The organism is Acidimicrobiales bacterium (assembly GCA_040219515.1).
In the GTDB taxonomy this organism is placed as follows: domain Bacteria; phylum Actinomycetota; class Acidimicrobiia; order Acidimicrobiales; family Aldehydirespiratoraceae; genus JAJRXC01.
Window position 1 is genome coordinate 1 of sequence record JAVJSI010000014.1, and the last position, 14425, is coordinate 14425.

At 68.2% G+C, this 14425-nt stretch carries 10 protein-coding genes; 3 read left to right on the forward strand and 7 right to left on the reverse strand.

All coding sequences use genetic code 11. The features are described 5' to 3' along the window. Window positions 1-91: 91 nt before the first annotated feature. Window positions 92-1000 carry a DUF368 domain-containing protein gene (locus RIB98_13360; GenBank protein ID MEQ8841963.1) on the reverse strand — a complete coding sequence of 303 codons (909 nt, stop codon included), beginning with the start codon at window positions 998-1000 and terminating at the stop codon, window positions 92-94. A gap of 61 nt (window positions 1001-1061) precedes the next feature. Here RIB98_13360 and RIB98_13365 point away from each other — a divergent pair, with 61 nt between their 5' ends. Both RIB98_13365 and RIB98_13370 read left to right on the forward strand, forming a co-directional pair. Next, entirely contained in the window at window positions 1062-1937 is an 876-nt protein-coding gene (locus tag RIB98_13365; GenBank protein MEQ8841964.1) for an alpha/beta hydrolase, read from the forward strand. 442 nt (window positions 1938-2379) lie between these two features. Next, window positions 2380-5034, forward strand: coding sequence for a hypothetical protein (locus tag RIB98_13370; protein ID MEQ8841965.1), 2655 nt, complete (start codon window positions 2380-2382; stop codon window positions 5032-5034). Here the strand turns inward: RIB98_13370 and RIB98_13375 are convergent. The 4 genes from RIB98_13375 to RIB98_13390 form a co-directional block, all read right to left on the reverse strand. Continuing rightward, entirely contained in the window at window positions 5006-5776 is a 771-nt protein-coding gene (locus RIB98_13375) for a succinate dehydrogenase/fumarate reductase iron-sulfur subunit (protein ID MEQ8841966.1), read from the reverse strand. The genes RIB98_13370 and RIB98_13375 overlap by 29 nt on opposite strands. A 67-nt stretch (window positions 5777-5843) precedes the next feature. Then, complete coding sequence (locus RIB98_13380; protein ID MEQ8841967.1) at window positions 5844-7766, reverse strand: fumarate reductase/succinate dehydrogenase flavoprotein subunit; 1923 nt, start codon at window positions 7764-7766, stop codon at window positions 5844-5846. Continuing rightward, window positions 7766-8515 (reverse strand): succinate dehydrogenase cytochrome b subunit, encoded by a 750-nt coding sequence (locus RIB98_13385; protein ID MEQ8841968.1) that lies wholly within the window; start codon window positions 8513-8515, stop codon window positions 7766-7768. Before RIB98_13385 ends, RIB98_13380 begins: the two co-directional genes overlap by 1 nt. A gap of 181 nt (window positions 8516-8696) precedes the next feature. Next, complete coding sequence (locus RIB98_13390) at window positions 8697-10802, reverse strand: hypothetical protein (protein ID MEQ8841969.1); 2106 nt, start codon at window positions 10800-10802, stop codon at window positions 8697-8699. A gap of 69 nt (window positions 10803-10871) precedes the next feature. Between RIB98_13390 and RIB98_13395 the strand changes: the two genes are divergently transcribed. Further along, complete coding sequence (locus RIB98_13395; protein ID MEQ8841970.1) at window positions 10872-12290, forward strand: sigma 54-interacting transcriptional regulator; 1419 nt, start codon at window positions 10872-10874, stop codon at window positions 12288-12290. Window positions 12291-12365: 75 nt separating this feature from the next. Here RIB98_13395 and RIB98_13400 read toward each other — a convergent pair whose 3' ends face one another. Both RIB98_13400 and RIB98_13405 read right to left on the reverse strand, forming a co-directional pair. Beyond that, window positions 12366-13532: a family 1 glycosylhydrolase gene (locus RIB98_13400; GenBank protein ID MEQ8841971.1), complete on the reverse strand. Its 1167-nt coding sequence runs from the start codon at window positions 13530-13532 to the stop codon at window positions 12366-12368. 43 nt (window positions 13533-13575) lie between these two features. Next, window positions 13576-14415, reverse strand: coding sequence for a MaoC/PaaZ C-terminal domain-containing protein (locus tag RIB98_13405; protein MEQ8841972.1), 840 nt, complete (start codon window positions 14413-14415; stop codon window positions 13576-13578). Window positions 14416-14425: the final 10 nt, after the last annotated feature.

Genomic DNA, 14425 nt, shown 5'->3' on the forward strand with positions numbered 1-14425 from the left:
CGTGCCGGGGGTTGGCGATTATGGAGGGGCGGGGGTGGGTGGGCGGGTCGCGGCCGGGGTGGATCGAGCTCGATCCACCGTCCGGGCCGACTCAGGCGTCGGAGTAGCGCTTGCCGATCTCGGCCACGAGGAGCACGAGGACCACGGCCGCCACGGCCAGCGCGACGGGCTGAAACCACTCGTCGCCGGCCGGCCACTCGAGGCCGGTGCCGTCGATCACTTCGCTCTGGTCCTCGGAGATCACGCCGACGCCGTTGGGCCACGGCCAGAGGACCCGCAGCGAGCCGAGCATCAGCCCGATCAAACCGGCCATCACCGGGTTGAATGCCCGCTCCAACACCCAACCGAGCACGGTGCTGAAGAGTGCCAGGCCGACGACACAGCCGATGCCGACCAGGGCGATGTCCAGGAGTTCGGTGTCCTTCACGGCCTGGATCACGACGGTGTACATGCCGATCATCAACAGGATGAAGCTGCCCGAGATGCCGGGCAGGATCATGGCGCAGATCGCCAGCGCGCCGGCGCCGAAGAGGATGAGCGGTGACGGGTCGGCGACGGGCCCCGACTGAAAGCCGAGCAGCACGAAGACGACCACCGCGGCAACAGCCATGATCAGCCAGCCGGCCGCGGTGCGTTCGGTGAGCATCCCGAGCGCCACGACGATCGAGGCGACGACGAGCCCGAAGAAGAGTCCGGCCATGTTCTCGGGGTTGTCGTGCAGCTGGGTTTCGATCACCGAGGCCAGCCCTTTGACGGCAACGGCGATGCCGGCGCCGAGGGGAAGAATGAAGAGGAAGTCGAGGGCCCGCAGCTTCTCCCAGCACCCACGGACGTCGCCCTTGGCGAGCGTGCCCAGGGCCCTCGCCCCGTCGCGGATCGTGTCGATCAGTTTCTGGTAGATCCCGAGGACCAGGGCGATCGTGCCGCCGGAGACACCGGGGACGATGTCGGCGGCACCCATGAGGAATCCCCGGGCGAATTGGGCACCGATCTTTTGCATCACGGCTGCCGAGGGTACCGTTCGGCCCCATGATGAACGCGGCACGCCGACGATGACCGCGATGGACGACGCCCGGCGCGGTCGGCTCGTCGATGTGGGGGCGGTGGAGCTCTGGGTCGACGAGCAGGGGCCCGTCGCCGGCCATACCGTGCTGCTGATCGCCGGAGCCGATTCCCCGGGCTTCCGGTGGACGCCTGCCCTCGTCGATCGACTCGTGGGCGAAGGGCACCGCGTCGTGCGTTTCGACCATCGCGACTGCGGGCGTTCGACCCGGTTCGGCGCCAACGATGCCTACCTGCTCGACGATCTCGTGGCCGACGTCGTCGGGCTGCTCGATCGGCTGGACATCGATCGGGCCCACGTCATCGGCCGCTCGATGGGCGGAATGATCGCCCAGCTCCTGGGTATCGACCATCCCGATCGGGTCCGGTCGCTCACCATGTTCGGCTCGAGCCCCGCGCCGGGCGACGAGACCCTCGGCGGACCCGACGACGGGTTCGTGGAGGCGATGACCGCCCGGCTCTTCGCCGGTCCTCCCGTCGATGCAGCCGGGCAGGTCGAATGGCTTGTCGAACTCGACCGGTTCCTGTGCGGGCCGCTCTACCCGCTGGATCCGTCGCGGCAACGGGCGCTGGCCGAGGCCGAGGTGGCCACCGGTTGGGCCGCAGAGACGGGACATGGCATCGCCGTGCACTCGAGTCCCGATCGCCTCGGACGGCTGGGCGTCATCACCGCACCGACCCTGGTGGTCCACGGCACCGCCGATCCGGTGTTCCCGCCGGCCCACGGACGGGCGCTGGCCACCGGCATCGATGGGGCGGTACTCGTCGAGGTCGACGGCCTCGGTCACGAGGTGCCCGACGCACTGATCGAGGAGCTGTGGCCGGTGCTCGAGCACCACCTGCGTTCGTCGGCGGGTTGGACCGAACCCGGCTGAAGCCGGCGAATCGGCCAAAACGATCAGACGAGACGCCCCGGGGCGGGGACGCCTCGTCTGTGAAGCAAGGTCCTCACCACATTCCCGTGACGTGGAATCTTCTCTCTTGAACGCTTCTCCTGGCACCTTCGTAGAGGTGCATCGGGCGCGAGAAGTTCGTGGGAGCGGTTCCGGTCACGCTTGAACGTGGGTTCGTGTGGCGTTGATGTGGCACGGGGTCCGTTGGCCGGATCGTTTCCGTGCGGTAGTGGCGCCGTCCTTCCTTCAGGTCACTGATCGGGGCGACGTGTCGAGGCGAGTGCATCGAACGGGTGACGTCGACGAGACCACTTGGTGTGACAAGAGTCACCGTCGCGCCTCAGGCGCACGAGGTCAAGGACAACCTCGCGCGGTGGTCGTTTGTGAACCGGCGAACGAGCCTCGTCGGGCCTACAGTGCTCGAATGGAGAGCTCGCAGGACGGCGGACGGCTGACGACCTTCCTGATGGGCGACCTCGTGGGCAGCACCACCAATTGGCTCGCCGCACCGGCGCTGATGGAGCAGGCGCTCCGCTTCCACGACGATCTGGTGGCCTCGTCGGTGTCGAACGCGGGCGGCGTGGTGTTCAAACACACGGGCGACGGATTCCTGTCCCAGTTCGATGATCCCGACGGCGCGGTCGACGCAGCCCGTGCGATTCGTGCCGGGCTGCCGCTGGCGGCACCCGAGCTCGAGTCGTTCCTCCAGGTCCGAATGGCGATCGACACCGGATGGGCGACGTCTCGCGCCGGCGATTGGTTCGGCCCCGGCGTGAATCGGGTGGCGCGCGTCACCGACCTGGTCACGTCCGTCGGAGTGGTCATGACCCAGGCATCGGCGGAGGTGATGCGACGAACGGAGCCCGGCGACCACCTGGGCGAGATCGTCCTCCGGAGCCATGATGTCGCCACCGGTCTGGTCGGGCTCGATGGCGCCGATCTGGCGGAACAGGAACGGCCGTCGAACGGGGGACGGCTGCCCCGGCCGGGATCGTCCTTCGTCGGTCGAGTGGATGAGATGACCCGGGTGCGAAAGCTCGTCGCCGAACACCGCCTCGTCACGATCGTGGCGACCGGTGGCGCCGGAAAGACCCGTCTGGCGATCGAAGCGGCGGCGGAGGAGCCCGAGGCCGGCTTCGTGGATCTGGTGCTCAGCCACGACGACGTCGAAGTCGCGCGGCAGGTGGCCGACGGCGCCGGTGTCGACATGGACGGCTTGGCGCCATCCGCCGGTCTCGACGCGATCCGACGCCACACGGCGTCACATCTCGGCGACTCGCGACGCCTCCTCGTGCTCGACAATTGTGAGCACGTACTCGCGTCCGCGCGTGATGAGATCGACCAGCTGCTCGACCGATGCCCGAGACTGCGAATCCTCGCGACCTCACGGGAACGGCTCGACGCTCGTGGCGAACACCTCTGGCTGCTGCCGTCGATGGATGTCGGTGCGGAGCTGTTCCGTCAACGGGCCGAGGCCCACGGCGTCGAACTCGGTGACAGCCCCGAGGTGGACGCGGCCATCGTCGACGTCTGCAGCCGCCTCGACGGGCTCCCATTGGCGATCGAGCTCGCTGCGGCCCGGCTCACCGAGATCGGCCTCGGACAGCTCGTCACCGACCTCGACCACCTCATGGTCTCCGACACCGCCACCACCGCTGACGCGCTGGGCCGACGACGCACGATGCGCGAAGTGGTCGAGTGGAGCCAGTCCACGCTGGACGAGCCGGCGCAGCGGCTCTTCGAACGCGTCGCGCTCTTGGAGGGCACCTTCGGCCCTCCCGATGTGGGTCTGCTGGGCGGCACCGATCCCCGGTTCCTCAGCGCCCTCGTCCGTCGTTCGCTGCTCGTGCCCGAGCGCGACGGTCTCGACCTTCGCTACCGCATGCTCGAGCCCGTGCGTCAGGTGGCGAAGGCGCTCCTGCAAGAACGTGGTGAGTTCGACAATGCGATGACCGTCTTCCTCGACGGCCTTCGCACCGAGTTGAGCTGTGAGTACGGCGGCGGCTACTGGGATTGGACCACGCTCGATCGACTACGGCCGCTGCTCCCCACGTTGTGGCGAACAACCGAGTGGCTCGAACGTCGAGGCGACGACCGGGAACTCCTGTCGTTCGTCGCCAAGTTCGCCGGCGCCTCCATGGCGTACGCCGATGCCGGTCGAGTGGTCGACCTCATGGCGGATCGGATGCATCTGCTGGCCGACTTCCCGATCGAGGAGCAGGCCGAGATCCTCGTCTCGTACGCGCTGGCTGGTATCGGATCCATGCAGGTCGTTCACACCACTGCTGCGGTGGTCGGGCTCTACCAGCTCGAGCTCGGTGATCACCCCGCACTGTCCTTCGCCCATCGCAGTGCGGCGCTGGGTGCGATGGTCCAAGCACAGGCGGAGGGCGAGGACAGTCCGTTCGCTCTGGAAATGCTCGAGCTCGCTCGTGACGCGGCGCTGCGGAGCGGTGTGCGCTACGAACGGGCCGCGGTGGAGGCGTACCACGGCTGGGCCCATCTACTGGCCGGGCGGTGGAGCGACGCGCTGGAGGCCAGCGACCAAGGACTGAGCCACGTGCCAGCGGAGAACGTATGGCACATGATCCTCACTACCAACCGCGGGATGGCACTGGTGCGGCTCGATCGCAGCGACGACGCGCTGGCGATCGTCACGGGTCACCCCGATCGAGGCCGATACACGTATTGGGGCGACACCCTCGGCTACGTCGAGATCCTCGCGCTCGCCCATCTGGGTCGGCATGGCGAAGCCGACCGGCTGCTCCGGACCTCGATCGAGCGGGTGCTCGGTTCGATCCACCCGGGCCATCGCAGTGATCTGATCCTGGTCGGTGCGTGGGTGGCAGTCCTCCAGGACCGACACGACGATGCCGCCGCGCTGATCGCCCAGCCGGTGACCACACGCGGCCCGCACACGCTGCAACTGTGTCGTGGACTCGAGGAGCTGACCGGGGTCGCGGCAACTCGCTCGACGGTGGAGGACACCACCGTCGTCGAACACCTGCTGACGCCCCTGCTCGAACAGGAGCTCGAACGGCTGGCGACCGCTATTGCGCGGCCAGCGAGCGGTTCTTGACCTTGGCCTTGACGTAGTCGCGGTTCATGAACGCGATGAAGTCGAGGCTGATCTCCTTGGGGCACGCGTCGTGGCACTCGCCATGGTTGGTGCAGGACCCGAAGAAGTCCTCCATCGTCTCGACCATGTTCTCGGTGCGCTTCCACCGCTCGGACTGACCCTGGGGCAGCACGTTGAGATGGGCGAGCTTGGCCGAGGTGAAGAGCTGGGCCGCCGAGTTGGGGCAGGCAGCCACGCAGGCGCCGCAGCCGATGCAGGCGGCGGCGTCCATGGCGGTGTCGGCCACTTCCTTGGGGATCAGCGTGGCGTTCGCGTCCTGGGGCGTACCGGTTGGTGCGGAGATGTAGCCGCCGGCCTCGATGATCCGGTCGAACGCCCGACGGTCGACCATCAGGTCCTTGAGCACCGGGAACGCCTCGGCCTTCCAGGGCTCGACCACGATCTCGTCGCCGTCGTTGAACTTGCGCATGTGGAGTTGGCACGTGGCCGTGGCCTTCTCGGGACCATGGGCCTGACCGTTGATCATCACGCCACAGGAGCCACAGATGCCCTCGCGGCAATCGTGGCCGAATGTGATGGGCTCGACGTCGTCGTCGATGAGTCGCTCGTTGACCACGTCGAGCATTTCGAGGAACGAGGCGTCCTCGGGAATGTCGTTGGCGTCGACCTCGAGGAACGCACCCTGCGAGTGCGGGCCGTCCTGGCGCCAGATCTTCAGCTTGAGGTTCAGCATCTTGCTCATGAGTGATCTCTTTCTCAGCGGGAGTTCCGGCGCAGCCGCAACTCCGAGCAACGCGGCGCGTTGCCCACTACTTGTAAGACCGTTGGGTCAGCTTGACGTTTTCGAACTCGAGCGGCTCCTTGTGGAGCTCCTGGGGCTGGTCGGGCCCCTTCCATTCCCAGGCGCTCACGTAGGCGAAGTTCTCGTCGTCGCGCAACGCCTCGCCCTCGGGGGTCTGTGATTCCTCTCGGAAGTGCCCGCCACAGCTCTCCTCGCGCTGGAGTGCGTCGCGCGCCTTGAGCTCGGCGAACTCCATGAAGTCGTCGACCCGGTTGACCTTCTCGAGCATCGAGTTGATGCCGTCGGGTGATCCGAGAACCTTCACGTTCTTGCGGAACTCCTCGCGCAGGGCGGGAATCTCGGACAGTGCCTTCTGGAGGCCGGCCTCGTTGCGGGCCATGCCGATGTACTCCCACACGATCTTGCCGAGCTCGCGGTGGTAGTACTCGACGCCGTGGGTGCCACCCTTCTTCGTGGTCCACTGGCGGGTTCGGTCGTCGACGGCCTGGACGGCTTCGGTGAATACCGCATCGGTGGTCGGCACCGGCGTGTTGCCGAGCTTCGGGGCCAGGTGATCGCCGATGGTGTAGGGCAGTACGAAGTATCCGTCGGCGAGGCCCTGCATGAGCGCCGAGGCACCGAGTCGGTTGGCCCCGTGGTCGGAGAAGTTGGCTTCACCGATGGCGTAGAGCCCGGGCACCGTGGTCATCAGGTTGTAGTCGACCCAGAGCCCACCCATCGTGTAGTGGATCGCCGGATAGATGCGCATGGGAGTCGAGTAGGGATCCTCGCCCGTGATCCGTTCGTACATGTCGAACAGGTTCCCGTAGCGTTCCTTGACCGCCTCGGCGCCGTCTCGGGCGATGGCGGCGGCGAAGTCGAGGTAGACCCCGTTCTTCAGCGGACCCACGCCGCGGCCCTCGTCGACCACGGTCTTGGCGTTGCGGCTGGCGACGTCGCGCGGAACGAGGTTGCCGAAGCTCGGGTACTTCTCCTCGAGGTAGTAGTAGCGATCGTCCTCGGGGATCTGGTCGGCGGAGCGGGTCTCGTCACGGTCCCGCGGGACCCAGATCCGACCGTCGTTGCGCAACGACTCCGACATGAGGGTCAGCTTCGACTGGAACTCGTCGCTGGCGGGGATGCAGGTCGGATGGATCTGCGAGAAGCACGGATTGGCGAACAGGGCGCCCTTGCGGTGGGCCCGCCACGCCGCGGTGACGTTGCACGCCATCGCGTTCGTGGAGAGGTAGTACACGTTGCTGTAGCCACCGGTTGCGAGCACGACGGCGTGCGCGGAGTGCGAGTGGACCTCGCCGGTGAGCATGTCGCGGGTGACGATGCCGCAGGCCTCGCCGTCCTTGGTGACGATGTCGAGCACGTCGGAATGGTTGTAGAGCGTGACCTTGCCGGTCGCGATCTGCGACGCGAGCGCCTGGTAGGCGCCGAGCAGGAGTTGCTGGCCGGTCTGGCCGCGGGCGTAGAACGTGCGGCTGACCTGGGCGCCTCCGAAGGAACGGTTGGCCAACAAGCCCCCGTACTCGCGGGCGAACGGGACGCCTTGGGCGACACACTGGTCGATGATGTCGACCGACACCTGGGCGAGACGGTGGACATTGGCTTCACGGGAGCGATAGTCGCCGCCCTTGACGGTGTCGTAGAACAGCCGGTGGACCGAGTCGCCGTCGTTGCGGTAGTTCTTCGCGGCATTGATACCGCCCTGGGCGGCGATGGAGTGCGCCCGCCGCGGGGAGTCGTGGTACGTGAAGACCTTGACGTTGTAGCCGAGCTCGGCCAGCGAGGCGGCGGCCGACGAACCGGCGAGCCCGGTGCCGACGACGATGATGTCGAACTTGCGCTTGTTCGACGGGTTGACGAGCTTGATGGAGAACTTGTGGTTGTCCCACTTCTCGGCGACGGGACCGTCGGGAACCTTCGAATCGAGCGTGACCATCACTCGCCTCCTTGTTCGGTGTGGGAATCAAGCACCGAGTTGCCGTTCTCGTCCACGAAACCGATCGGGTCGGCGCGGTTGTCCTCGTCGATCAGCCCCGTCTGCACGGCGATCGGGAAGCTGAGGTTGCCGACCAGGATGAGGCCGGCGAGGCCCTGGGCCACACCACGACGAAGGCTGTTGTACTTGGGGTTGTTGATGCCGAGGCTCTGGAACATCGACCAGGCCCCGTGGAAGATGTGCACCGCGAGGGCCACGTTGGCGGCGATGTAGATCAGGGCGATGGGCAGGGCGTCCATCGAGCTGTAGACGTTGTGGTAGGGGTCGCCGCGCACCCAGTCGTCGTCGATCCAGCCCCAGGTGAGATCGGCCAGGTGGAAGAGCACGTAGAGCAGGATGATCGGGCCGGTCCAGCGCATGGTGCGGCTGGCGAAGTTGGCGGCGGTGTAGGTACGTCCGCCGGCGTAGGCGCTGTCGGCCTTGTGGCTCATGCGGCTGAGCGAGTACGCGCTCTGGATGTGGAGCACGAACATGCCGATCAGGCCGATCCGCAGCACCCAGAGAAGGAATGTGCGAGGCACGAGATGCCCACCGAGGTCGCGCAACGCCTCGGCGTATTCGTGGACCTGGCGCGGGCCTTCGTAGAGGTGCAGGTTGCCGATCATGTGGATCACGACATAGCCGAGCAGGCCGATACCGGTGAGCGCCATGACGTACTTCTTGCCGATGGCCGTCTGGTAGATGTTCAACGGCCACGGCAGCGGAGCCGGTCGCCTGCGGACCGGGGCAACGTCGTGTCGCGACGGTGATGTTGCTTGTGCCATGAAAGCGTGCACCTTCTTCTCACGGAGTACCCGGACTTCTCACGGGCGGAGTACCCGGGCACGGTACTTCCCCCTGGCGTCGTCGGCCCAGTTCAGCCGGGGCCGATCAGCGAACGGCGGCCCGATAGCGATTCGTCGCGGTGACCGTGGCGCTGGTGAGCTCGAGGTCGACGACGAGCTCGTTCGCCCGCGACGGCACGATGATCTCGGCATGACCGATGAGCGCACAGTCGTCGGCCGCGATCGTGCCGGTCCATGCCTGGCTCGACTCGCCGACCTCGTCGCCCCGGGAATCGATGGCGCGCACCGTGACCCGAACCTGTGCGGACTCGATGGGGTCTCGGCGATCGGACACGACATGGACGGCGAGCTCGAGCGAGTCACCCTGTTCGAGCAGCGGTGGCAGCGGGTCGGCCACCACGATCACCGGCCGACATGCGTCGACCATCGCCTGCCACGCCGGCTTCGGTCGGCGATCGTGATCGAGCACCCCGAAGCCGCCGGTCGGTGACGCGTCGGCCAGGTAGAACTGGGCGAAGCCGCCCGTCGGCCGGTATTTCAGCCGGCGCAGCAGCTCGATGTTCGTCTTGACCACCTCCGCCTGCGCGACCCGGGTGAGCGTGGCCCAGGCGGTGCCGTCGAGTACCCCGCGTGGGGGAACGAGGTGGTGCAGCGACACCGATCGGGCGCCGGTCTCGGCCGCCACCCGATCCCAGTCGATCGACGGCCAACGAGCGTCCTCGAGGACCTCGGCGCGCGGGTTGACCGAGGCGGCGCCGAACGCGGTGACGAAGCGACCCATGCGCGGCAGTCGGGCCACCGCGGCGGCCAGGTCGGCGGCGCGACCGTCGTGCCAGCCGAACCAGAGATGGCTGGTGGTGCCGTCGAGCGTCGGGAAGTGGGGCGGCACGGCGGTGTGGAGCACCACCGGGCGGCTGCCGTCGGTGCGGTTGAGGACCCGGCGCACGGAGCGGTCGAGGACGTCGCGGTTCCACGACGGCGGCTGTTGGCCGAGGATCGGCGGTGTCGCTGCGGGCTGCTCGGCCCGGCGGAACGGCTCGTCGTGGGCGCACCACACCGCGACGGAGGGATGGTGCCCGAGCAGGTCGACGGCCTCGCGAGCCTGTCGCACCGCCTGACCACGGACGCCGCGAGCCATCACGCCGCGGAGCGGGAGCTCCTGCCAGATCAACAGACCGGCCTCGTCGGCCGCGGCGTAGAGCTCGGGTCGGGCGATGTGGGCGATGACCCGAAGGAGGTCGAGTCCGGCTTCCACGGCCGCGCCGACGTCGCCCGTCACCTGTTGGGGCGTTGCATCGCCGGGACGGGGAGTGGTGGGCAGCATGCCGGCGCCCTTGAGGAACATCGGCTCGCCGTTGACCCGGAGTACCCAGTTCTTCATGGCGACGCTGCGGAAGCCCAGCCGGACCTCGCGAGAGTCCATGATCTCGCCGTAGGCGACGACGTCACAGCGCAGGTCGTGGAGGGGCTGGTCGCCGAGCGAGTGGGGCCACCACAGGGCCGGCGCCGGCACGTCGATGGTCCACTCGACCCGGTTCTCGCCCGCGGCGGCCGAGTGTGTCTGCTCGTGGTCGTGGCCGGCGACCCGGGTGCGCAGCACGACGGTGCCGCCGTCGGGCGCGTCGAACACGCAGCGCATGGCCAGCCGGGCCCGAGTGGGGTTGGCGTCGAGGCACACGGCGCGGAAGTGCAGGATTGCGATGGGGCCGGTCTCGTGGATGTGGACTCGGCGCCAGATGCCGCCCGGATTGGCGCCGGCGGCACCGGAGAGCTCGGGGTCCTGGAGCGCGCCCATCATCGACGACCGGTTGTCGGGGTCGCTGAATCGGCTGCAGTTCACATCGACGGCCAGCACATGGTGACCGGCGGCGGAAAGGAGGTCCGTCACGTCGAACCGATGGGGCACGAAGTAGCCGTCGGTGTCGCCCACGTAGCCGCCGTCGAGCCACACATCGCCCTGCTGGGCGATGCCGTCGAAGCAGAGGAAACGCCGTCGGTTCGCGGGTACGGGTTCGAGGTCGAACGCCGTCCGATGCAGCACCGCACGGGCGTCCTCCAGGCCGGCCTGGGTCGACCAGTGTCCGGGGACCGGCACGCTCGTCCAGTTGCGATCGTCGAGTTCGGGTTCGTGGAAGGTGCGCCGGAGCTCTTCGGTGGCCGGTGTGGCCCGCCATGCCCCGGAAAGATCCATTGCGGGGAGGCTAGCGGCAGGCGCCGGGCGCTTGCCGACGAGTCGGTCGGCCCGTGTAGGGTCGCCGCCATGTCGAGACCCGAGACCCTTGGTGCCCTCCGAGAGAGCGGGTGGGTGTCCACCCCGATCCGCAAGGAGATCCGGCGCAACGCGATCGCCCGCATCCGCTCGGGCGAGCCCCTCTTCCCCGAGGTGCTGGGCTACGAGAACACGGTCACACCGCAGCTGGAGAACGCGCTGCTCGCCGGCCACGACATCATCTTCCTGGGTGAACGGGGCCAGGCGAAGACGCGGATGATCCGTGGTCTCACCGGACTGCTCGACGAGTGGATGCCGATCGTGGCCGGCTCGGAGATCAACGACGATCCCTACGCACCGATCTCGCGACACGCACGTGACCTCGTCGCCGAGAAGGGCGACGACACCCCGATCGAGTGGGTCCATCGCGACGATCGCTACGGCGAGAAGCTGGCCACCCCGGACACCGCCATCGCCGATCTCATCGGCGAGGTCGATCCCATCAAGATCGCCGAGGGGCGCTACCTCTCCGACGAACTGGTGCTGCACTACGGCCTCGTCCCCCGCACCAATCGCGGCATCTTCGCGATGAACGAGCTGCCCGATCTCGCCGAGCGCATCCAGGTCGGTCTGCTCAACGTGCTCGAGGAGCGCGACGTGCAGATCCGCGGCCACAAGGTCCGCCTGCCGCTCGACGTCATCCTGGTCGCGTCGGCCAATCCCGAGGACTACACCAATCGCGGTCGTCTCATCACGCCGCTGAAGGATCGGTTCGGGTCGCAGATCCGCACCCACTATCCGCTCGACGTGGAGACCGAGGTGGCGATCATCGAGCAGGAGGCCGACCTGGCGTCGGCCGACGGGCTCGACGTCGCCGTGCCGTCGTTCATGACCGAGATCTGCGCCACCCTGAGCCATGCCGCTCGGGCCAGCCAGCACATCAACCAGCGCTCCGGCGTGTCGGTCCGGCTGTCCATCTCGAACACCGAGGTGATGGTCGCCAACGCCGTCCGACGCTCACTGCGGTCCGGCGCCACCAGCGTGGTGCCGCGCATCGTCGACCTCGACGCGTTGCCTGCGTCGACGGCGGGAAAGATCGAGATCGAGACACTCGACGAGGGCCGCGACGGTGAGATCCTCGACAACCTCGTACGGGCGGCCGTGCTGGCGGTGTTCAAGGACCGCGTGCCGACCGATTCGCATCGGGGGGTGGTCGACGCCTTCGAGGGCGACACCGTCATCGACACCGGCGAGGACGTCACCGACGATGCCTATGCCGCGATGCTCGAGTCGATCCCCGCACTCCGGGCCCCGGTCGACGCGCTCCTGTCCGAGGAGGATCCGGGCGACGCCGCGTCACCGGCGATGATCGCCAGCGCCATCGAGCTCGTGCTCGAGGGCCTGCACCTGTCGAAGCGGCTCAACAAGGACGGCGCCGCCGGAAAGTCCCAGTTCCGGTCTCGCAGCTGACCCATCCCCCTGTTCCCACCCTCCCGAGACCCCGAACTTGATGGAGTTGACCACCGCAGAGGTGGTCAGCCCACCTCAATTTGGGGGGAGGGTGGTGGTGGTGGCGTCGGCGAAGGTCGACGCGGCGGGGCGGCGGGTGCGGTTGCGCCGCAGGAGTCCCCTCGGCGCCTCGAAGCCCTTCTTCCACTCGTAGCCGTCGACGCCCGCGTCGTGGAAGTAGCCGGCGAGACGACCCTCGTCGGCCGCCTCGAGCACCACGTCGAGGGCCCGCCCGATCTGATCGTCGTGCCAGGCGTCGTCGTCGGTGGGGACGCCGTGACCGGCGACGACGATCTCGTGGTCGGGCAGCGCCTCGTGGGTCCGGTGGATCGCCTCGGCCAACTCGCCGGCCTCGGGGGAGAAGCCGCTGGCGTCTCGTCGACCCTTGCGGGGCCAGAGATCGATGCTGCCCTCGTCGGTGATGCCCACGGGATGATCGTGCACGATGCCGACACAGTCGACCTCGTTGACGAACGCGGGCACCTCCTTGGGGGCGCGCCCGTCGATCGCGAGGATGCCCTCGCCGTGGGCCCGCAGCCAGGTGCCCCACAGGAGTTCGTCCCAGCGGCCGGCGGCCTTTCGGGCTTCCGGCGAGGTCCGGCGGTCCTCGTCGGGAAGGGGGTGGACGGGGTCGGCGCGCCAGGCCGTCATGACGGGCTGATGCCCCGACGAGAGCAGGCGCACGGCATCGTGGGTGGCCAGTACCGCGCCCTCGACGGCTTCGCGCATCGCCCTCGCGTCGCTGCGTCCCGGCGGTCGAGAACCGAGCCCGTAGCCCCGGAGCGCCCACCCGATGGGGTCGTCGATCGGCACGAAGCCGTCGGCGAACTCGTCGAGTGCTTCGGCGATCCGGTCGACGTGACGAGTCCAGAACCGACCCCGCGCATCGGCGTCCCGGTGGCCGCCCTCGTCGTCGAGGTACCAGCCGGGCAGCGAGGTGTGGTGCAGGGTCAGCCAGTTGCGAAGCCCGGCGTCCCGGGCGGCCGAGAGGATGTCGCGGTAGCGGTCGATGGCGTCGCTGTCGAGCTTGCCTTCGGCCGGTTCGACCCGCGCCCATTCGATGGTGAGACGCCAGTCGGTGCAGCCCAGCGCGGCGTACTGGGCGACGTCGTCGCGGAAGTCCTCGTGCAGTCCGTAGCCGTCACCCGAGGGAGGTGTGAGCTTCTCGCGCTCCCACTCGGACCAATCGGCCGTGGGGGCCACGCCTTCGGCCGAAACCGAGGATGACGTGACCCCCCAGCGAAACTCAGCGGTTGGTGAAGACACCGGCGTCGAACACCACGCGATCGCCCACGCGGGTCTGGAACAGGGTCTCGTCGCCGTTGTTCCACATGTGCACGTCCAGCTGCTCGCCGGGCATGACCGGTGACTTGAAACGACCGCCCATCGTGCCGAAGGCATCGGGATCGCTGTCGCACAACGCGTGGAGCAGTGCTCGGCCGGTGAACCCGAAGGTGCAGAGGCCGTGCAGGATCGGCTTGTCGAACCCGGCCATCGACGCGAACGACGGGTCGGAGTGCAGCGGGTTGCGGTCGCCGTTGAGCCGGTAGAGCAGCGCCTGGTCGTCGCGGGTGGTGTAGCCGACCACCTCGTCGGCGTCGCGTTCGGGCAGCGCCCACTCGCTCGCCGGTCCGCGGTCGCCGCCCCAGCCGCCCTCGCCGGAGATGAACAGTCCGGACCGGCTGGTCCACAGCGGCTTCCCGGCGGTGTCGGTGACGGTGGTCTCCAACCGGACCAGGGCGGCCTTGCCCTTGTCGTAGATCGCCGCCACCTTGCCCTGGCCGGTGGCGGTGCCCTCGGCCGGCACGGTCTGGTGGATCTCGATGGACTGTTCGCCGTGGAGCAGCGCTGCCAGATTGAAGTCGCCGAAGGAGGGCATGCCGCCGGCCCCCATCACGACGACCTGCGTGGGAAGCGCACGCTGCGGCGTGTCCTTCGTGTTCTCGGTGGTGAACTCGAGCTCGAATCCGGTGGGGTCGGTGACGCCCGCCCCGACGCCCAGGGCGTAGAGCAGGCTGTCCTTCGACGTCCATGAGATCTCGGCCGGCTCGCTGGTGTTGCCGACGGCATCGGGATTGATGGGCATTGGTGGTGCT